General features: G+C 58.0%; 24 protein-coding genes and 1 tRNA gene. All 25 read right to left on the bottom strand.

Features of this window, described 5'->3' with window-relative positions; translation table 11 throughout:
* Nucleotides 1-5: 5 nt before the first annotated feature.
* A complete protein-coding gene (locus tag AC06G8_RS09755; RefSeq protein WP_480285146.1) occupies nt 6-878 on the bottom strand; it encodes a heptaprenyl diphosphate synthase component 1 in 873 nt (290 codons plus the stop codon).
* Nucleotides 879-983: 105 nt separating this feature from the next.
* Entirely contained in the window at nt 984-1517 is a 534-nt protein-coding gene (locus AC06G8_RS09750) for a hypothetical protein (protein ID WP_447661773.1), read from the bottom strand.
* Between the two features lie 212 nt (nt 1518-1729).
* Nucleotides 1730-1951: a trp RNA-binding attenuation protein MtrB gene (mtrB, locus tag AC06G8_RS09745; protein WP_076357080.1), complete on the bottom strand. Its 222-nt coding sequence runs from the start codon at nt 1949-1951 to the stop codon at nt 1730-1732.
* Nucleotides 1952-2044: 93 nt separating this feature from the next.
* Nucleotides 2045-2121 (bottom strand) — tRNA-Pro (locus tag AC06G8_RS09740).
* A gap of 253 nt (nt 2122-2374) precedes the next feature.
* Complete coding sequence (locus AC06G8_RS09735; RefSeq protein ID WP_076356399.1) at nt 2375-2650, bottom strand: HU family DNA-binding protein; 276 nt, start codon at nt 2648-2650, stop codon at nt 2375-2377.
* Nucleotides 2651-2826: 176 nt separating this feature from the next.
* The gene (locus AC06G8_RS09730; protein ID WP_480285145.1) at nt 2827-3813 is read right to left on the bottom strand and encodes an ABC transporter permease; all 987 of its coding nucleotides are present in this window, start codon (nt 3811-3813) and stop codon (nt 2827-2829) included.
* Nucleotides 3810-5300 carry a sugar ABC transporter ATP-binding protein gene (locus tag AC06G8_RS09725; RefSeq protein ID WP_480285413.1) on the bottom strand — a complete coding sequence of 497 codons (1491 nt, stop codon included), beginning with the start codon at nt 5298-5300 and terminating at the stop codon, nt 3810-3812. Before AC06G8_RS09725 ends, AC06G8_RS09730 begins: the two co-directional genes overlap by 4 nt.
* A 75-nt stretch (nt 5301-5375) precedes the next feature.
* The gene (locus AC06G8_RS09720) at nt 5376-6494 is read right to left on the bottom strand and encodes a sugar ABC transporter substrate-binding protein (RefSeq protein ID WP_447661775.1); all 1119 of its coding nucleotides are present in this window, start codon (nt 6492-6494) and stop codon (nt 5376-5378) included.
* Nucleotides 6495-6780: 286 nt separating this feature from the next.
* A complete protein-coding gene (gene spoIVA / locus AC06G8_RS09715; protein ID WP_447661776.1) occupies nt 6781-8259 on the bottom strand; it encodes a stage IV sporulation protein A in 1479 nt (492 codons plus the stop codon).
* Nucleotides 8260-8533: 274 nt separating this feature from the next.
* Nucleotides 8534-9298: a hypothetical protein gene (locus AC06G8_RS09710; protein ID WP_447661777.1), complete on the bottom strand. Its 765-nt coding sequence runs from the start codon at nt 9296-9298 to the stop codon at nt 8534-8536.
* 22 nt (nt 9299-9320) lie between these two features.
* A complete protein-coding gene (locus tag AC06G8_RS09705) occupies nt 9321-9689 on the bottom strand; it encodes a 2Fe-2S iron-sulfur cluster-binding protein (RefSeq protein ID WP_447662238.1) in 369 nt (122 codons plus the stop codon).
* A 30-nt stretch (nt 9690-9719) separates the two neighbouring features.
* A complete protein-coding gene (locus AC06G8_RS09700; RefSeq protein ID WP_447661778.1) occupies nt 9720-10016 on the bottom strand; it encodes a 2Fe-2S iron-sulfur cluster-binding protein in 297 nt (98 codons plus the stop codon).
* Between the two features lie 17 nt (nt 10017-10033).
* Nucleotides 10034-10222, bottom strand: a complete 189-nt coding sequence (locus AC06G8_RS09695; RefSeq protein WP_021879539.1) for a DUF2768 family protein — start codon at nt 10220-10222, stop codon at nt 10034-10036.
* Nucleotides 10223-10364: 142 nt separating this feature from the next.
* Nucleotides 10365-10640, bottom strand: a complete 276-nt coding sequence (locus AC06G8_RS09690) for a stage VI sporulation protein F (protein ID WP_447661779.1) — start codon at nt 10638-10640, stop codon at nt 10365-10367.
* Between the two features lie 118 nt (nt 10641-10758).
* A complete protein-coding gene (locus AC06G8_RS09685; RefSeq protein WP_447661780.1) occupies nt 10759-11790 on the bottom strand; it encodes an NAD(P)H-dependent glycerol-3-phosphate dehydrogenase in 1032 nt (343 codons plus the stop codon).
* Nucleotides 11791-11798: 8 nt separating this feature from the next.
* Nucleotides 11799-12398 carry a glycerol-3-phosphate 1-O-acyltransferase PlsY gene (plsY, locus tag AC06G8_RS09680; RefSeq protein ID WP_447661781.1) on the bottom strand — a complete coding sequence of 200 codons (600 nt, stop codon included), beginning with the start codon at nt 12396-12398 and terminating at the stop codon, nt 11799-11801.
* Between the two features lie 12 nt (nt 12399-12410).
* Nucleotides 12411-13733 (bottom strand): ribosome biogenesis GTPase Der, encoded by a 1323-nt coding sequence (gene der / locus AC06G8_RS09675; RefSeq protein ID WP_447661782.1) that lies wholly within the window; start codon nt 13731-13733, stop codon nt 12411-12413.
* A 100-nt stretch (nt 13734-13833) separates the two neighbouring features.
* On the bottom strand, nt 13834-14016 hold the full coding sequence (locus AC06G8_RS09670; RefSeq protein ID WP_447661783.1) for a capping complex subunit for YIEGIA: 183 nt from the start codon (nt 14014-14016) through the stop codon (nt 13834-13836).
* Nucleotides 14009-14935 (bottom strand): YIEGIA family protein, encoded by a 927-nt coding sequence (locus AC06G8_RS09665; protein ID WP_447661784.1) that lies wholly within the window; start codon nt 14933-14935, stop codon nt 14009-14011. The genes AC06G8_RS09670 and AC06G8_RS09665 overlap by 8 nt, the downstream gene beginning before the upstream one ends.
* A 2-nt stretch (nt 14936-14937) precedes the next feature.
* Nucleotides 14938-15576, bottom strand: coding sequence for a YphA family membrane protein (locus AC06G8_RS09660; protein WP_480285144.1), 639 nt, complete (start codon nt 15574-15576; stop codon nt 14938-14940).
* 151 nt (nt 15577-15727) lie between these two features.
* Complete coding sequence (gene rpsA, locus AC06G8_RS09655) at nt 15728-16978, bottom strand: 30S ribosomal protein S1 (RefSeq protein WP_447661786.1); 1251 nt, start codon at nt 16976-16978, stop codon at nt 15728-15730.
* Between the two features lie 127 nt (nt 16979-17105).
* On the bottom strand, nt 17106-17678 hold the full coding sequence (locus AC06G8_RS09650) for a lysophospholipid acyltransferase family protein (RefSeq protein ID WP_480285143.1): 573 nt from the start codon (nt 17676-17678) through the stop codon (nt 17106-17108).
* Nucleotides 17675-18382, bottom strand: a complete 708-nt coding sequence (gene cmk / locus AC06G8_RS09645) for a (d)CMP kinase (protein WP_480285142.1) — start codon at nt 18380-18382, stop codon at nt 17675-17677. The genes AC06G8_RS09650 and cmk overlap by 4 nt, the downstream gene beginning before the upstream one ends.
* 118 nt (nt 18383-18500) lie before the next feature.
* A complete protein-coding gene (locus AC06G8_RS09640; protein ID WP_480285141.1) occupies nt 18501-18656 on the bottom strand; it encodes a hypothetical protein in 156 nt (51 codons plus the stop codon).
* Nucleotides 18657-18735: 79 nt separating this feature from the next.
* The gene (locus tag AC06G8_RS09635; protein ID WP_480285140.1) at nt 18736-19386 is read right to left on the bottom strand and encodes a flagellar brake protein; all 651 of its coding nucleotides are present in this window, start codon (nt 19384-19386) and stop codon (nt 18736-18738) included.
* Between the last annotated feature and the right edge of the window lie 25 nt (nt 19387-19411).

Raw genomic sequence — 19411 nt, 5'->3', positions numbered from 1 at the left:
CGTTGTCACCTCATCTCGCCGGTCATTGGGGAAGTCGGTACGGCTGCGGCCATCAGCCGGTCGCCGATCAGCAGCACTTCTTGCGCCAGGCGATCCGACTCGATGCGCCCAGCCAGCGTCCTGAACTTGTCCGCGCAAGCGGCAAGCTTGTCCGCCAGCAGCGGCTGGATCCGATAGCGCTCGATCAGATCCCGGGCTGCGGCGGAATCCGGAGCGGAAGGCTGCAGAAGCAGCTCCCGGTCCTCCGCTGAACCCGCCTCGAGCACATGCCAGTAGCCCCAGCCTCCCGCGAGCGCATCCCCGCGAAGCGAAAGCGACCACTCCTCGTGCAGGACTTCCATTCGCGCCAGCGTAAGCAGCAGCTCGTTCCATAGGGGACGAATCTTTTCCTCCAGCAAAATCGTAAAGCTGTCAAAGAGGATGCTGCGGATGCCGGCATGCCGATCCAGGTATTCCTCCGCCGTCAGGGAGTTGTCCTTGGCCTGCACGTACAGGCTGGTCTTGAGCCTGTTCGCCTCGCAGATCGAGCTGCTGAGGCGGCGGATCATATCGATCTGGCCCGCTCCGGCCAGCAGCTGGTAGAAGCGGCTGCTGAAATAATCGCCAGCCAGCACGCGCAGCTGGCGCTCGCGCATATCCTTGATGCCGCGATCCCCGGCTTCGGTATCGACGCGGTCATGGGTGTCAAGCCCGAGCTGCACGAGAGAAACCGCAAGCGAATAGAGCTCGCTTGCGGCAGCCGCAAACCTGTGCTGGCTGAGGAATCCGAACAGCAGGCGGATCCGGCTGTCGGGAAAATCCGGCAAGGCCGCGTGGCGCCTGATCATCTCATGGTCGATGTATTTGCTGGCAAGTTCAGGAATTCGGTATCGTGTCATCGGGTAAGCCTCCGAACATAACGGCCGATAATTGACCGTTCAATAATCTAAACTATTATACCACAATCGAATAGTTTAAGCACAGGCGTCGCCGTCAAGACGGATTCACAGCCTGCCGACTGATCCGGCCGCCCATTCCGAATGGTAGGTAAGGCGGAGCCTGGACGCCCAAAGCTTGTTTTGCGCCGGATTGATATCGCTCCAGTCCTTGAGCTGTTCCGCATTCATCCACGGATCCGCCCGCCTCATATCCGCCGCTGCGAGCAGCGTGCCCCTGCTGTCCTCGACGCGCACCAGCAGCCGGCTTACATTGGCGGCCTGCACGAAGCTCAGGCCGGCCAGCTGGCGGATATCGCCGAGCCAGTCGCGGCCTCCTGGAGCTGCTCCTTGCCCGTCAAGATCGATCTTGAGGACCGACCCGGTCCATTCCACCCTTGTGATCCGCCTCGTCAGGCTCATCGCGCTGAGCCGGTCCACCAAGCTGCCTTGGTCCAGCAGAGCAGGCCGCTGGACGCGGAACACGGCTTTCTCCTTATCCACGGCAACCCCGCCGGGCGAGGGGAAGATGGACAGCAACAGTACAGCCCCCAAAGCTGCGCAGCCGGCAGCAGCCAGCCGAATCCCGATTCCCGCACGCATAAGCGCGCACCTCCTGCCCTGTCGGCCTGAAGCGCCTGATGCTCCAAGCGCTTATGAGATCAGTATACGGGCTGCGGGCGCAAATCATGTCCAAGCTTTGCTGCAAGCGGCCTCTCCGGGCAATCATAGCCTCTTGCTTCTGGATTTCATGGGAGTGGAAGAGAATCCCTTCGTCTCCAGATGGCAAAAAAAAACAGGCTCCCGCCTGTCCTTCATTCTCCGGCTTCGACCGTGCCGTATCGCGTCATGATCGTCGCACGGCCGCGGATCTTGATCGCGGATGTATGATCCGTGAACTGGGCGATGAGGACTTCCCCCTTGTCCAGCTTCTCGGAGTGGTGAAACTTGGTATCCGTTCCGCGAGTGAGGCCGATGACGGTTACGCCTTGATCCTTCGCCTTGATGACAATGTAATCTCCTTCGAGAGCTTCCATGTCCATGCCTCCTTCACTGTTCATTTCAGCAGGGCTTCTATCAAAAACTGCTCTCCCGGACAATCCAGGAAAGCAGCTTGCGATACATATGTATGGTCGGAGTAACAGGATTTGAACCTGCGACCTCACCCACCCCAAGGGTGCGCGCTACCAGGCTGCGCCATACCCCGACAACATCGATCTGCCTTGCGTCGGCTGCATTCGCGCTTCGGATATCCGATCCGGAAGAAGAAAAAGAATGATTCACGACATCCTTCGCTTCGGCACAGGAAAGATTATAGCATCCTCGTGCAGGGGCTTGCAACCGTTCTTGAGGTCGTTCAAGGATTCTCTCTTACGCACTTATACGGCCTTGAATCCTTTGAGCCCAAAAAAATAAAACGTCCGAACGGAAGCATTCGGACGGCTCCCTGCAAGGAGGGATTAGTTGGATACGAGGTCTTTCAAGGACTTGCCCGGCTTGAAGGCAGGCGTCTTGCTCGCAGGGATTTCGATTTCTTCCCCGGTCTGCGGATTGCGTCCTTTGCGTGCTTGGCGCTCGCGAACTTCAAAGTTGCCGAAGCCGACAAGCTGGACTTTGTCTCCCGCCTGAAGGGCGTCGGAGATGGCGTCGAACACCGCGTCAACAGCTTTCGTCGCGTCCTTTTTGGACAGCTCGGTCAGCTCGGATACTTTGGCAATCAGATCGGTCTTGTTCAATGATCTCACCTCCCAATGGTACTAACCCTATCACTTGTTTTGCCGTTTCCTGCAAAAATATACCTTTTGAAGCGGAACAAACTTATACTATACCAGCAACAAGCGGAATACAAGACTATTTTTGGCAGGACAAAGCCCTTGGAGAGCGGTTTGAAAACCGGTTTCAAAGAGGCGTATCAAGCCCTTTTTCGGTTCAGGTGAATGAATGTGATCGCCAGCGCGAGCACCAGTACGGCGCCCTTGATGAAGTCGTTGGAATAGTACGGAACGTTCATCATCGTCAGTCCGTTCAGCAGCACGCCGATCAGAACGGCCCCGAAGAAGGTGCCGACGATGTTGGGCCGCCCTTTGCCCAGCACCGAATAGCCGACGAATACGGCCGCTACCGCTTCCATGAGGATCGGCGCGCCAGCGCCGGACTGGCCGCTGCCGGTACGGGCTGCGAAGAGCAGGCCTCCGATGGCGGCGAACAACCCCGACAGCACATAAGACGCGGTGCGGATGCGCTTCACCCTTACGCCCGATAGACGAGCCGCTTCCTCGTTGCCCCCGGTCATTTCCATCTGGCGTCCGATCCGCGTGTATTTGAAGAAGATGAATACGGCCACGAATGCGACGGCCATCAGCACGACCGGAACCGGGATGCCGAGCAGCTCGCCCTGCCCCAGCCACAGGAAGGACGAAGGAATCGTACCCGGAGCGGTCGAGCCGTCCGGCATGATCATGTTGCTGTAGATGGAATTGCCTTTGGTGAATATTTGCTGGATGCCCGAGACGACATACATCATCGCGAGCGTGGCCAGCAAGTCCGGAATCCGCACCCGCACGATCAGGAGCGAATTGATCAGCCCTACCGCCGCTCCGAGCAGGAGCGAGCCGATAATGACGACCGCGAGCGGCATCTGATACCAGACCATGAGCGCCGTCGAAAAAGCGATGACGATCGATACGGTCGAGCCGACCGAGAGGTCGAAGCCGTCCACGGACAAGGAGAATGTGACGCCGATCGCCACGAACGCCGTGATCGAGATCGCCCTCAGAATCGAGGCCAGGTTGTCGTACGTAAAGAAATGCTTATCCCAAAAAGAAAAGAAAATAATGACAATGCCGATGACCAAGAGCGATCCATATTTGAAAATGAAATCGGCCGATCTGGAATTCATGCTGTTCCTCCTCTTCCTCCGCTGGCTTCGATGAGCAGCTCTTCCAGAGAGGCTTGTCCTCTCGGGAACTCCTTCACGATAGCCCCGTCATACATGACCAGAATCCGGTCGGCGATGCCGACGGCTTCCTGGAATTCGCAAGTCAGGTACAGAATCGCCTTGCCCTGCGCGGCAAGATTGCCGATGACGCGGAAGATATCGCTTTTGGCGCCGATGTCCACTCCCTTGGTCGGCTCGTCGAACAGATATACCGACGCTTCCGTCGGAATCCATTTGCCGATGCTGACCTTCTGCTGGTTGCCTCCGCTCAGCGTCGCGATGATCTGCTGGAAGCCGGCCGTCTTGATTCCAAGCGAAGAGATCAGGCCCGAGGCCGAGTCCTCCTCCTTGCGCCCAGCCAAAAATCCGAGCCGCGTCCAGCGCTTCAAGGAAGGGAGGCTGAGATTCCGCAGCACGGAATCCGACGCGACAATGCCCTGCCGCCTTCTCTCCTCGGGCACGAGGGCGATTCCCGCCGCTACGGCGTCGGCCGGCTGATTCAGCCTCAGTCGTCTTCCGCCTGCGCTGATCGTCCCGCCTTCGACGGAATCGGCGCCGAAGATGGCTCGGGACAGCTCGGTCTTGCCTGCCCCGACAAGCCCTACGACCGCGACGATTTCGCCGCTCCGCACCTTCAGGCTGACATCCTTCACCCGGCTCCCGCTCCGCAGTCCGCTGACATCGAGGACGACTTCGCCGATATCTGCCTCCAGCTTCGGATACTCTTCCTCGAATTTGCGTCCGAGCATCGCTTCCACTACGCCTTCGGGGGTCAGCTCCCCCTTGTCTGCGGTAAGGACCCGCATGCCGTCGCGCATGACGGTGATTCGGTCGCTGACCCGGAACACCTCCGGAAGCCGGTGGGTGATGAAGATAATGCCGATTCCGCTTGCCTTGAGCCCTTCGATGACACGGAAGAGCCGCTCAGCCTCCTCCAGGCTGAGCGGCGCCGTAGGCTCGTCCAGAATGACGAATCGTGCGCGTTCCGTTAGCAGGCGGGCAATAAGCACCAGCTGCTTTTCCGCAAGGGACAGCTCTCCGGCCGGCTTATGGAGCGGAAGTTCCACGCCAAGCCGCTTCAGCGCGGCTCCGGCTTCCTCGGCCATCGCCTTCCAGTTCACCCATCGTCCCGCGCCGCTGGCTGCATGGCGGTCGAGGAGGATGTTCTCCGCCGTGCTGAGTGCCGGCACGATCGCCGTGTCCACTTCCTGGTAGACGCAGTGGATGCCTAGCGCCTTCGCCTCGGCCGGACTGCCGAGAGCGACCGGTCCCCCGTTGATCTCCACGCTGCCCGAGTCGGCTCCGTACGCGCCGGAGAGTATTTTGATCAGGGTGCTTTTGCCTGCCCCGTTGGCGCCGAGAAGAGCATGAACCTCTCCTCCCGCCACCTCGAGGCCGGCGTCCTTCAATGCCGGGACTCCGGAAAAGGACTTGCATATCCCAGACATGCACAGCATGCTTGGCTGGCTCAAGCGTCATCCCTCCCGTTCATCGATCTGGTCGCAATCCTTCTTGCTTGTCCCTTAATTGCCTGTCTTGCCCATCCAATCGGCGATTCCCTGCTCGCTCTTGCCCCATCCCTCGACATACTCGCTGAGCTCGGTCGTGTTGATCTTCTTGTCCTTCGGCAATGCGTCGCGGGTTACGGCAACCGCATCAAGGACGACCTTGTCATCGGTTTTGTCGCCATGCAGCTTCTGGTACAGGTACCGTACCTGCACGCGGCCGATATCCTTCGGATCCACGGCAACCGAGGCGATCCAAGGAGAATTCGGATCCTGGATCATCTGCAGGTCCTCGTCGCTCATATCGATGCCGTAGACTTTGATCTCATTGCGGCCCGCTTGCTGGATAGCGCGGACGGCTCCTTTGGCGAATTCATCCCACGATGCCCAGACAGCTGCGATGTCGCCTTTGTTCGGATATTGCTTGAGGATGGCTTCCATCTGGTTCTGCGTATCCAGAGCAGGCTTGTCCGCCGTGCCGAAATGCGCGATTTCCTTGATATCCGGGTTCGCATCCATGAACTTCTTGTACGAGATCTGGCGTCTTTCCATCGGCGCAAAGCCTGCAACCCACACCTTGACGATGTTCCCTTTGCCGCCGATATCCGTTTTCAGCTTCTCCAGCGACTTGTCCGCCATATCCTGGTCGTTCTGCTGCAGCACGGTGACTCCCGGCACCGTAATGTCGGCGTCGAACGCTACGACCGGAATTCCCTTGCTGACCGCTTTCTCTACGCCGGACTTCAGCGCTTCCGCCGTGCCGTGGTCGGTAAGGATGCCGTCTACGCCGCCGTTGACCGCAGCTTCAAGCTTGGAGGACATCTCGGCCAGATTGTTGCCCGAGGCCTGCACCTGCACCGTGCCTCCGAAGCTCTCGACCTGCTCCTTCACGCCGGCAACGTATTGGGCGGAAAACGCCCCTTCGTTGAACTGCATGATGAGCGCGATCTTCTTGCCCTTCAGCGAATCATTGCCTTCGCCGAGCGTGGCGAGAATTCCATTTGATTTGCCGGCTGCCGCGCTTCCACCCGTGCCAGCTCCGTCTGCCTCGGAATTATTGCCTTTCTGCCCGCATGCGGCCGTACCCAATAAAGCTGCCGCTGCGAGAACGATCAGTGATTTTTTGCCCCAGTTCATCTCTGTATTTCCTCCCCCGTGATGTCAAGCTTCCTGAATGTGCTTGTTAAGCAACATCATAGCATTTTATCCAAGCATGTCAATCGGATTTAAATGATTTGACGTCGAAATGGCTTGAATATTTTGGATAGGGATAATTATAGAACTTCACGAATAATATTCAAGCTTTTTTTGTTTAAAGCGCTGTCGCTCCAAAATATTCCAGTCATTATCCCCCCCTGCTCTCTGTCCGGCGCACGCAAAAAACCGGAGGGCGATAGCCCCCCGGTGCTGAATAATTAATTCATTAGAGAATGATCGCGATAAGGCCTCCGGAGCCTTCGTTGATGATCCTGCCAAGCGTTTCCTGCAGCTTGTAGCGGGCATTGTCCGGCATCATCGCAATCTTGCCCTGGATGCCTTCCCGCACGATGGAATGCAGCGAACGGCCGAACATGTCTGAATCCCATACCTTGATCGGATCGTTCTCGAAGTCCTGCATGAGGTATCTCACGAGTTCCTCGCTTTGCTTCTCCGTCCCGATGATCGGAGCGAACTCCGATTCCACGTCCACTCGAATCATGTGGATGGAAGGCGCCGTCGCCTTCAGCCTGACCCCGAAGCGGGAGCCTTGGCGGATCAGCTCCGGCTCGTCAAGCTGCATTTCGGCAAGAGTCGGAGCCGCGATGCCGTAGCCGGTCGTCTTGACCATCTCCAGCGCTTCCGAGAAGCGGTCGTATTCGCGCTTGGCATGGGTGAAATCCTGCATGAGCTGCAGCAGATGGTCCTTGCCCCGGATTTCGACGCCGACCACTTCCATCAGGATCTGGTCGTACAGCTCATCCGGAGCGTACAGGTCGATCTCCGCTACGCCCTGCCCCATATTCATGTCGCTGAGGCCGGCTCTGGAAATGAAGTCGTATTCCATGAACTGGGCGACGACACGGTCCACATCGCGCAGCCTGCGGATGTCTTGGACCGTATCGCGGACCGAATTCTCGAAATTGCTTCTCAGCCAGTGGCTTTCGTTCAGCACCATGACCCAACTGGGCAGGTTGACGTTGACCTCATGCACAGGGAATTCGTAGAGCACCTCGCGCAGGACGGAGGTCACTTCCTCCTCGCCCATGGCAGCCGCGCTCAGCGACATGACCGGAATGTCGTATTTGGCTTGAAGCTCGCCGCGAAGCTGCAGGGCTTCATCGCTTTTCGGACGGGTGGAGTTGATGATGAGTACGAACGGCTTGCCGACTTCCTTCAGCTCGGCGATGACGCGTTCTTCGGATTCGACATACGAGCTGCGGGGAATTTCGGCAATCGTGCCGTCAGTCGTAACGACCACGCCGAGAGTGGAATGCTCCTGGATGACCTTGCGGGTTCCGATCTCCGCCGCTTCCTGGAATGGAATCGGCTCCTCGAACCAAGGCGTCGTAATCATCCGCGGGCCGTTCTCGTCCTCGTAGCCTTTGGCGCCATCCACAGCGTATCCGACGCAATCGACGAGGCGGACGTTGACTTCCAGGCCTTCGGCGACATGAATGCGGACAGCCTGGTTCGGAACGAACTTGGGCTCCGTCGTCATGATCGTCTTGCCTGCCGCGCTTTGCGGAAGCTCATCCACCGCACGGATGCGGTCCACCTCGCTCGTAATGTTGGGAAGTACGGTCGTTTCCATGAATCGCTTGATGAACGTCGACTTGCCTGTTCGGACCGCACCGACGACGCCGAGGTAGATGTCTCCGCCGGTACGCTCCGCGATGTCCTTGAAAATATCCACTTTTTCCACTTTCAGATCCCCTCCCAATCGAATATCCGGTTCGTCGCCTTCCACCGGTCAAGAGGGTAGGCAAGCGACGCAACTCGTACATGCTGTGGACTAGTAATAGCTTATTGTCCATCCTTCCGGATTATGACGGTTGCGTCCAACATTCTTGCATCCCGGTCCGGATATCCATAGCCCTTTCAAGATAGATTGATATGCCCCCAGATAGCAGAAAAGAACCTTCCATCCCTCTCGCGCTTCGCGAAAAAGGGACAAGAAGGTTCTCGTCCTATAAGATCTATTCGGGCTGGGCCACAGGCTCCCCGCCGACAAGCTTGAACGGCGGGGATTTGACCGGCACGAAGTCGGTGTCCTCCGCCAGCAGCTGCCGCAGGTCGAGCTCCGCCCCCACCTTGTCGAGGCCGCGCTTCTGGACGAAGCGCATCAGGTCGCTTCCGTAATCCGCGTAGACCCGCCCCTCATCGCTCATCATGAACGGCAAGGCGCCGCCGGAATACAGGCTGCGGACGGAAGGCTCCCGCTGGCCCAGTTTTTTGAAGTCGATCCGGCTGTAGCCCGGATAAGCTTCGCCGGCGGCCGGCAGATCGCCTCCATGGCTGCGGCCGTACTGGTCGACCCAGCCCTGCACGTCGTTCACCGCCTGGAAGATCATCAGCGGCATCAGCTTCACGGTTGGATCCTTCTCCTCGTTCTGGATCAGAAAGTAATAGCTGCCGCCTTTCTCGAACGAAGCCGCCGGCAGATCCGACATGAAGTTCTCCCGCTGCAGCTTGGGAAAATCGATGACGAATTTTTCGTAGATCGGCGTTTCCTGGTTGGCGTTCTTGATCGGCAGAAGACCCTTCTTCTGCTGATAAAGATCGACCACCGCCTGCACCCCGGCAACGGCGTCCATCGATGGAACCTGGCTTTCGGCCATGCGCTCTCGCGGATACATGCAGCCGGACAAGCCAGCCGCCAGCATCATGGCGGCTGCGGCTCCTGCGATGCCTCGCCGTTTGCGCCCCTCCGCCGGGCGGCCAAGGGATCCTTTTCTCAACATAATGCCATCCTCCTGCTTCGGACTAGCTTCGGAATCCCCGCAGCCAATCGTCATCGTCTTCAGCGGCCTGACGCTCCAATTGACGTCTTACAGCTGCTTTCAGCGGACTTTCGGGTATGCTGACATGGCAATTTCCCGTAATCCTGCTCTGGCAGCCCAGCCGCTCAAGCCCGTCGGTTCCAAGCTTGCGGCGCTCCACGTCGCTCAGGCGGGAAAGCCCCTCCTCCCCGTGGTCGGGGAGCAGCGACATCTTGCACATGAGGCAGGCGGCTTTGCCGTCGCAGCGCACGGGAACGCTGAGGCCTGCCTGCCTTGCAGCGCTCAGCAGCGTCGTGCCCGGCCTGACCTTGACGGTCTTGCCCGATGGCCAAAAGGTCGCCTCTGCCATGATCGCGCCGCCTCCTTTATGTAGGCTGTCTAATTAGAAATAAGGCTTGTGCCGGACGACGATGACCGCATCGTCGCTGTTCACGACAGCCTGGCAGGACAAACGGAAGCCCTGATCAAGCTCTTCCGGCTCCAGGCGGTCCCATTCGGCGTCGGTGACGTCTTCAAGATGCTCCATGCCTTGATCGACATGGCAGCGGCAGCGGGCGCATGTTCCACGGCTGCAGTTGTAGCCCCATTCCGCCCTGGTCTTCACCGCATGCTGGAGCAGCGTGCGGCCTTTCACGGCATCCGCGTCCGTAGCGCGCGTACGGCCGATGAGAGTAATCATCGTGTCATTCCCTCCGGTCAGACGATAATCGAAAACACGCCAAGGATAAAGCCGAATACCAGCATGGCGAATGCGGCCAGCGACAGAACGCCTCGCAGAATCCCCTTCGTTTTCATGCGGGCGAACGTAATCACCAATGCGGATATGACCATCAGGCCGATTCCGGCCAGCGAGATCCACATTACGGTCATCGGACTCGGTTGCATTTGTTACGCCTCTCCATTCCTCCGGACCACCTCCGAGCGATGCCGCCGTCCTGCAAAAGGCTTGTCCCCGGCCGCTCCGGAACGACGGACCGGGCAAGCGTAAGCTCAGCCGGTCCGAGGCCGTTCCAGGAACGATGCGTCCTTATTTCTTGATCATCATTTTCATCAAGCTTTCCAGGCTGCCCATGTTCATGCCGCTCGCCTTGACGGCTTTGATGATGTCGTTCATCGTCTGCTCCGACACCGGGACCTTCGCCATATTGGCAACCTGCTTCACCAGCTTGCGAAGCTCTTCCTCACTCTGGATCGTCTCCGGAGTGACTCCGCTGGCGATTTTTTTGACCTGATTCTCCGTAATGTTTTTGCCGGTTTTCTTGTTGACTGCTCCAAGAATATCCTTCGGCGAATGTTTGCTCACCATTGTCGCCTCCCCAGTATTGATGGGGCTAGCGCCGGCCGAAGCCGGCGTCATAACCGCTCTAGCCTCATCTTATGAGGAGAAGCCGCTCGGGGTGAGGGCGGATGCCGGGTAAGGACTACAGTTCGCCGGTGCGGTCTCGAAGCATGAGCATCTCCACCGCTTCGCGGGGATCCTTGCCCTCGAAGAGCACCTCGTAGAGCTGGTCCGTTATCGGCATTTCGACGCCGTAGCGCGCCGCGAGCGTTCGGGCGAAGCGGGTCGTGCGCACGCCTTCCACGACCATGCCGACCTTCTCCAGCACTTCGTCCAGAGACAGGCCGCTGGCGAGCAGCGAGCCCGCTCTCCAGTTGCGGCTATGCGGGCTCGTGCAGGTCGCAATGAGGTCGCCGACTCCGGCGAGCCCGGCGAACGTCATCATCGTCGCCCCCATCGCGGAGCCGAGGCGGCCGATTTCAGCCAAGCCGCGGGTCAGCAGCGCCGCCTTGGCGTTGTCGCCAAAGCCGAGTCCGTCGGAGAGGCCGGCTCCCAGCGCGATGATGTTCTTGATCGCGCCGGCGACCTCGACTCCGATGACATCGGGATTGGTATAGACCCGGAAGCAGGAATTAATGAAGGCGTCCTGCGCCCGTTTGGCCGGTCCAGGGAATATCGAGGCGACGACAACCGTCGTCGGCAGCTTGCGCACGACTTCCTCGGCGTGGCTCGGTCCCGAGAGCACGACGATCTCGCGCTCATCCCTTCCAAGCTCGCCCGCAAGCACCTGGGACATGCGCTCCAGACTCTCCGCTTCAAATCCTTTGGTGGCATGGACGATGACGGCCTCCGGGCCGATCGCCCCCGCCGCGGCGGCTGCTACTTCCCGCATTGCGGAGGAAGGAGCTGCGAACAGCACCAGCTCGGCTTCGCGAAGAGCTTCCTGCATATCCGTCGTCGCGCGAAGCGCAGACGCCAGCGGAATATCCGGCAAATAACGGGAGTTGGTGTGGCGCTGGCTGATTTCCTCCGCCTGTCCGGCGCTGCGGGTCCATATGGTCACCTCGTGGCCATTGTCCGCAAGCACCGATGACAGCGCCGTTCCCCAGCTGCCTGCGACAAGTACCGTTACGCGGAGGCGCCGCCGCCCGTTGGTTTCCGCATTTGTCGGCATTGTGCTGCTCATCCTTTCTTCGATCCGAGCTTGTTTTCCTGGCCGCGCGCCAGCTTGACGATATTGGTCCGATGACGGACAAAAGCGAATAAGCATAACAGCATCGCTGCCCATAACGCCGGCTCGGCACCTTCAAGGAAGAAAATGAATAATGGCGTCAACAAAGCGAAGACGAGCGAGCCGAGCGAAACGTAGCGGGTCAGGGCTATGACCGCGATCGCAATGATGCCGGCGATCAGGCAGGGCAGGAACGACAGGACGACGAGAGCTCCTACCGTCGTGGCGATTCCCTTGCCTCCCTTGAAGCGGAAATATAGCGGCCAATTATGTCCCATGATCGCGGCCAGTCCGCAAATCGCGGGTACCCAGTCCGATTCCGGGACGAGCAGCTGCCCGAGCAGGACGGCGCAGACGCCTTTGGCGATGTCCAGCAGGAAGACGGCGATGCCGGGGCCTTTGCCGAGCACGCGGAGCGTATTGGTAGCTCCGGCATTGCCGCTGCCATGCTGGCGGATATCAATGCCCTTCACATAGCGGGCTATCAGAATGCTGAAGGAAACAGAGCCGAGCAAATAGCTCGCTGCAATCGCAATGATGGATGTCAGCAACCTCGTTCTCTCCTAATCCTCGTCCGACTTCTTGCGCGTGAACAGACGGATCGGCGTGCCTTCGAAGTTGAACGCGGCACGGATCTTGTTCTCCAGATAGCGCTCATAGGAGAAGTGCATGATCTCCGGAGCGTTGACGAAGATGACGATCGTCGGAGGCCTTACCGCCACCTGCGTGACATAATTAATCCGCAGCCTGCGTCCTTTGTCTGTAGGCGGAGGATTGATCGCAACGGCATCCGAGATCACATCGTTGAGCAGATGAGTCTGAATGCGCAGGGAATGCTGCTCGGAGGCGTGGTTGATGACCGGCAGAAGCTTATGCAGACGGGACTTCGTCAGCGCGGAGAGGAATACAATCGGCGCGTACGACATGAACAGGAAATGATCCCGGATATTCTGCGTAAAGTTCTGCATGGATTTTTCATCCTTGTCGATGACATCCCATTTGTTGACGACAAAAATGGAGGCTCTGCCAGCTTCATGGGCATATCCGGCGATATGCTTGTCCTGCTCGATGATGCCTTCCTCGGCATTGATCAGGATCAGAACGACATCCGCTCGTTCGATCGCCTTGAGCGATCTCATGACGCTGTATTTCTCCGTCGTTTCGTACACTTTGCCGCGCTTGCGCATGCCGGCTGTATCGATAAGTACGTAGCGCTGGCCGTCCTTCTCGAACGGGGTATCGATCGCGTCGCGGGTCGTTCCCGCCACTTCGCTGACGATAACCCGCTCTTCGCCGAGCAGCGCGTTGACGAGCGAGGACTTGCCTACATTCGGCCTGCCGATCAAGGCGACCTTGATGACATCCTCGTCGTAATGATCTTCTTCCAATTCGGGAAGCTTCGATACGGCTTCGTCCAGAAGGTCGCCGATGCCGGTGCCATGGGAACCGGAGATGGCGATCGGGCTTCCGAAGCCGAGCCCGAAGAATTCGTAAATGTCTTCCATCCGGCCCTGGTTGTCCACCTTGTTGACGGCTACGACAACCGGCTTGCGCGAACGGAACAGCATTTGAGCCACTTCTTCATCCGCAAGGGTAAGTCCGGTTTTGGCGTCGACCATGAAGATGATGACATCTGCTTCCTCGACAGCCAGTTCAGCCTGCATCCGGACTGATTTCATGATTTCGTCTTCTCCGTCGATCTCGATGCCGCCTGTATCGACGATGCTGAACGATCTTCCATTCCATTCACCGGTTCCATAGATCCGGTCACGCGTGACGCCAGGTTTATCCTCAACGATAGCCAGGCGGTCGCCTATGACCCGATTGAAGATCGTGGATTTCCCCACATTAGGCCTGCCCACGATGGCTATAACGGGTCTTGCCATAGTATACACCCTCTCAAAAATACTCACGCCATTCATCATAGCAAAAAACAGCCTCGTTGGCTAACTTTTCAATGGTTTCCTATGGAAACGCAGGGTTCGCCTACCGGCTTCTGTCCACCAGGATGAACGATCCGTTTTTCAGATCATGCGCGGTCGCGTCCATGATCTTCTCCAGGAAAAATGCCGTCTCCTGGGCTTTTTCAACATCTTTCTCAATAAAAATCGGCGCTCCGCCAGCTACAGAGTCATGGCTGGTGCTGACAATGGCAACGATGCTAGCCATTCGATCCGCCCTCCCCCTGATTGACTCCCGCTTTGGACGGCATTCGAACCGCCATCTCCAGCAGCGGGACACGCCTGGCGATTTCGCACGCTTTGGACAGATCGCGCTCATGCGGAATAATGAAGACGCCAAGGCAGCCGCTGTCCAGGTCCAGCTTGGCCATCGGGACCAAGGCCGGCTCCCCTTCGTCGCTGTGCAGGCCTAGAATCGTGGACAGATCATAGAGGAGCGCCTGCCTCTGTCCAAGATTAGACAATGTGACCCGGCCGTTGGCGCTGCGGGGCTTGACGATGAGTCCAAGGCCATGCTTCGCGATGATGTCCCGGTTGCTTTGCAGGCCGACATTCATAATGTAGATGTTGTCGACATACAGATCCGGGCCTTCGATTCTGACCTCGCCGGGAATAATGTCCGCGATGGCAGAGAGCGATTTACCCGATTTCAATTTCCATACGACGATCAAGGACAGCAATCCTCCCGCTATCCCGATCCAGAGATTGAAAGCGACGGCGAACAGGCTGGCGGCCATGGCCGCCATGATGACCAGATAATTGCGCCCTTCGAAGACCATGGCGATCCCTTCGATGTACGAAGTCCCTCTCGAGACGATTTCCATGGAATCCATTTTGCTCAGCGTCTCCCTTTCCATATTGCGCACCTCGCGGAATTGCTGGGCGGCGACCGTCAGGAACGTCAAGGCCGTCAGGTTTTTCTGGTAGAGTGCCGGAACGGCGACCGCCCCAAGCGCCGAGGCGATCACTCCGAGCGAGATATGGATGATCTGGCCGTGCGGGTAAGTGGGATACTGCCTGTAATCCGTGCGCAGCAGCAGGATCCGTGCCAGCAATCCAAAGGCGATGCCGGCCATTACGCCGACGACCATGCGATGTTCATGCAAGTAGATCGACACGTCATCCATCCTCAGATATCCCCTTCCCTGTTATCCATTCGCTGCATGAATAAGCGGGAGAATCCGGACGCGGCCGCGGAAATGACAACCGTCAGAAGACGGCATGACGCTGCGGCTGCGGCAAAGCCGTCCCACCAGCCTGCCTTGCCGATGGCGGACGCGGCACCAAGGGATGAGGGAAGCCATGCGGGAAAAACCGATGCAATCCAATATCCCGCGGCGATAATGACAAATTGGTTGGCCGCCCGCAGAGAGAGGAGGGCAGCGAGCATGCCGCATAAGATCGGAATGTCCCAGCCCGCCCTCACGACGGTCAGCAGCGGGCTTGAAGCATACAGCGTGTTCATCCATGCCATAAGCAGCCCCAGAAGCAAGGCGCAGCCCGCCGTATAGAAGCGGTCTCCGCGCCGCACTCCCGACATCCAGACAGCAAGACATGCCAGCAGCAAGGCGGCTGCCGATGCGCTTGCCTTCAGACCCCACGGCAGATCAAGCTCGACCCGCGACAGTATGATCATGCCGACGATGCCTGCCATCGCCGTCTTCCATCTCAATCCTCCTGCCGCTTCCATGTTCCAGCCGGTCGCAAGCAGAATCAGCCAGACAGCCGCGAGCTCCAATGCCAGAAATCCTTCTTCCATTCCACTCATTGCCTGCACCTCCTCCGCGTATTATGCGCGAAGTGCCAAGGTTTGAATCGCGGAGCGAAAGCAAATAAAAAAGCCTTTCCGACCTGAATCGGAAAGGCTGTCGAGCCGATGCGGCCCCCGCATCATAAGCGCGGGGCTGCACCGTCTTGAATCACTTGAATTTGCTCAGCTTGTCGCCGAAGCGCTCGCCAAGGTTGAAGCTCATGCTTTGGTTGCTCAGGGAGACGTTCGGGTTGTCGATCTTCTCCTTGAATCCGCCGCGGTCGGAACGCTCGCGCTGAGGACGCTCGGCGCGCGGAGCTTGCTCCGGAGCCTCTTCCGTTTCTTTGATGCTCAGGCTTACGCGCTTCTCGGACGGGTTGAAGTCAAGGATTTTGGCTTGAACTTCTTGGCCTTCCTTGAGCACTTCCTGAGGAGTCGCCACGTGGCGGTGAGCGATTTGGGAAATATGAACGAGGCCTTCCACTCCAGGAGCGATTTCAACGAAAGCTCCGAAGGTTACAAGGCGGCGAACGGTACCCGTTACGATGTCGCCCGTTTTGAATTGGCCGCTTACGGATTCCCATGGTCCCGGTTGGGCAGCTTTGATGCTGAGGCTGATTTTGCCTGCGTTAGGGTCCAGCTTGAGGACTTTGACGCGGACGGATTGGCCTTCCGTTACGACATCCTTCGGATGCGCAACATGCTGCCAGGACATTTCGGAAACGTGAACAAGGCCGTCTACGCCGCCGATATCGACGAATGCGCCGAACGGAGTCAGGCGTTGAACCGTTCCGTCAAGCTCTTGGCCGACTTCGAGGCCGGAAATGACGCTTTGCTTGTTCTTCTCGAATTCCTGCTCCAGAACATCTTTCGCGGAGAGGATGATTTTATTGTTTTCGCGGTCGATTTCTTTGATTTTGACATTCAGGGTACGGCCCTTGTAGTCTTTGAAGTCCTCGACGAAATGACGCTCGACCATGGAAGCCGGAATGAAGCCGCGCACGCCTACGTCAACGACGAGACCGCCTTTGACGACATCGGCCACGGTAACTTCAAGAACTTCGCCGGCTTCGAATTGGGCTTGCAGGGAATCCCAAGCCTTTTCGCCATCGACGGCTTTCTTGGAGAGAACGAGCTTCTCCTTCTCGTCGTCGATCGTGATGACCTTCAGCGTGATTTCCTCGCCGAGCTTCACCGCGTCATTGGCGCTGTCCAGCTGTACGGAGCTGAGCTCGCGCAGTGGAACCACACCGTCATATTTATAACCTAGGCTTACGGTTGCCTGGTTGTCTTCAACTTTCACAATCGTGCCGGTCACGATGTCGCCCTTTTTGAGGGAAACGATGTTCTCAAGCTCATCTTGGCTAAGACCTTGCTGAGATTCTTGGACAGAGTCCTGGATCTTTGTTTCTTCTGACATTGAAATAACCTCCTCAGTTCATACCCCAACTTTATTTAAACCCATATTGTACCATTGAAACGGAAGGGCGGAAACTTGGGCTCCCGATGAATCCCTACCCTGACAGGAACAAGGGAATAAAACATGCTTACGCTTGCTTGCGCAGTTCTTCGATTCGCTTCATGATGGCTCTTGTCACCTGTTCCAGCGCATCTCCGGATGAAGACATGAATTCGGATAAGTCCACGGGCTTGCCGTAGGAGACGACGGTCTTGCGGAACAGCTTGTAGGACCCCGAAATGGCGACCGGTATGACGACCGCTCCGCTGCGCATGGCGATCATGGCCGCGCCTTTCTTGGCTGCGTCGCCTCCGCTGTTGCGGCTTCCTTCGGGAAAGATGCCCATGACATTGCCTTCCTTGAGAAGAGCTATCGCCGTCTTGATGGAGTCCTTGCTCACTCCGCCGCGCTTGACGGGGAATGCGCCCAGAGCCCTGATCAAGGGGCCGAACAGCGGCACGTTGAACAGCTCGGCCTTCGCCATGTAGTGGACCTTGCGGCTGAGCTTGATGCCGACGGTCGGCGGATCGAAATTGCTGATGTGGTTGGAGCAGAGAATGACTGGCCCTGCGGCCGGTATGTTCTCCAGTCCTCTGGCTTCGAGACGGAACAGCAAGCCATAGGCGCCTCTCAGGACAGCGCGGCAAAAGATGTAGATCATGGCAAGTTCGCCTCCGCCAGTTTTTTGCGGCTGAGCGATGCGATCGTGTCGATGACCCCGCTGGCAGGAATGCCGGTCGTATCCACCAGAATATGATCCGGCGTACGGATCAAAGGCGACACGGCGCGCTGCATGTCCTTGCGGTCCCTCTCCTCGATCTCCTTCTCCAGCTGTTGAAGCGTCAGCCCCGAATCGGGATCCGTCTCGCGGAACCTTCTGAGCGCCCTTTCCTCGACGCTGGCCGTCAGGTAGATCTTGAGCTCGGCATCCGGCAGTACATGCGAGCCGATGTCCCGGCCGTCCATGACGACGCCCTTGCCGTCCGCCAGCTTGCGCTGCTTGTCCGCCAGCAGCATCCGGACCCGATCGTTGGCCGCGACTTGGGAAACGTTCAGATTGATGTCCCGGGAGCGGATCAAGGCTGTGATATCCTCTCCGTTCAGCAAGACGATCTGGCCGTCGGGTCCCGGAGCCAAGGAAATATCCAGTCCCTCCGCATGTTCCGCCAGCGCGCCGTCGTCGCCGATGTCGATGCCGGCGGAACGCGCGCTCCATGTAACTGCGCGGTACATGGCGCCAGTATCGATATAAATATAGCCTAATGCCTCGGCAACGCTCCGGGCTACGGTGCTCTTGCCGGCACCGGCGGGTCCGTCGATCGCAATGTTGATGCGCTCGCCTACCCCGTCGTGATGGGTACTCAAAGGGCGTTCCTCCAAGCGATGTCCATGAGAATTTCTTCTTCAAAATCAGAAAAAAAGCAGGCTGTGCCTGCCAAATAATTATATCACAGTCGACTGTTGGATGCAAAACAGTAACCGTCTATCGGAATTTCTCCCCCTCCTGGTTGCGGCGGCTGACGATATCCCCCCGGTCGCGATGCATGCATGCCACAGCCTGTACGGCCAGCAAAGCGGCGAACAGAAGAAGAAAGCAGGCGGCAAGCCCCCAGGTGACCTTGTCCTCCATCCTTCTCATCAGCCCATCCCTTCCAATCGCAGGAATATAGGCCTATGTTGCCCATTAAAAACTAGGTTATGTACGCTCGAGAACAAGATTACTTCCGGAATTCCAATTGCCGTTCGAAGCAGAAACGGATGATTCTTTGCCGGTCCGGCTCCGAAATCGTCGTAAATTTGAGCATCGCCTGCTTCTTGCCCGTATCCGTCATGTCGACACGGACAACCTCGCCCTTGAAGAAGGCATGCTCGAGCGTCCCGTTCTTGTAAGGCACGAGCAGCCAGCACTCCAGCTCCATTCCTTGTTCGACCGGCTTTGCCTGATCGCAGAGGAACGATATGCCGCCGCCGCCGATATCGTCCGTCATCGCCACGAACCGGATGCGTCCGCGGATGGACACCGCAAGCTCCAGATCGGCCGGCACTCGCAGGAAGCTGCGCCTCTGGATTTTCGTCATGCTGTCGGGATCGGCCTTGCGGATCCGAACCAGACGGATGACGTCTTCCCGGAAGCCGAGAACATGGGAGTTGAAATAATGCTTGATGCCTTCCGAGCTGACGATATGGGCTGAAAGCTCGTCCCCGATGTACAGCTTTTTCAGCTTGCGGCTGGGCTCATGAAGCGGAACTTCAATGTATATGGCCTCGGCATCCTCGTCCGCGATCCGGGACTTGAAGACCATCTGAGCTTCTTCTTCATCGGAAGAAGCCACTTGAATGTATAGATTTTCGTTTACCCTAGGCAGCAAAATAGGCTCCCCCTCCCGTAATGCC

The organism is Paenibacillus sp. SJS-P3 (assembly GCF_056711585.1).
The sequence above is the reverse complement of the archived record's forward strand: the minus strand, read 5'-3'. Positions and strand labels throughout refer to the sequence as shown.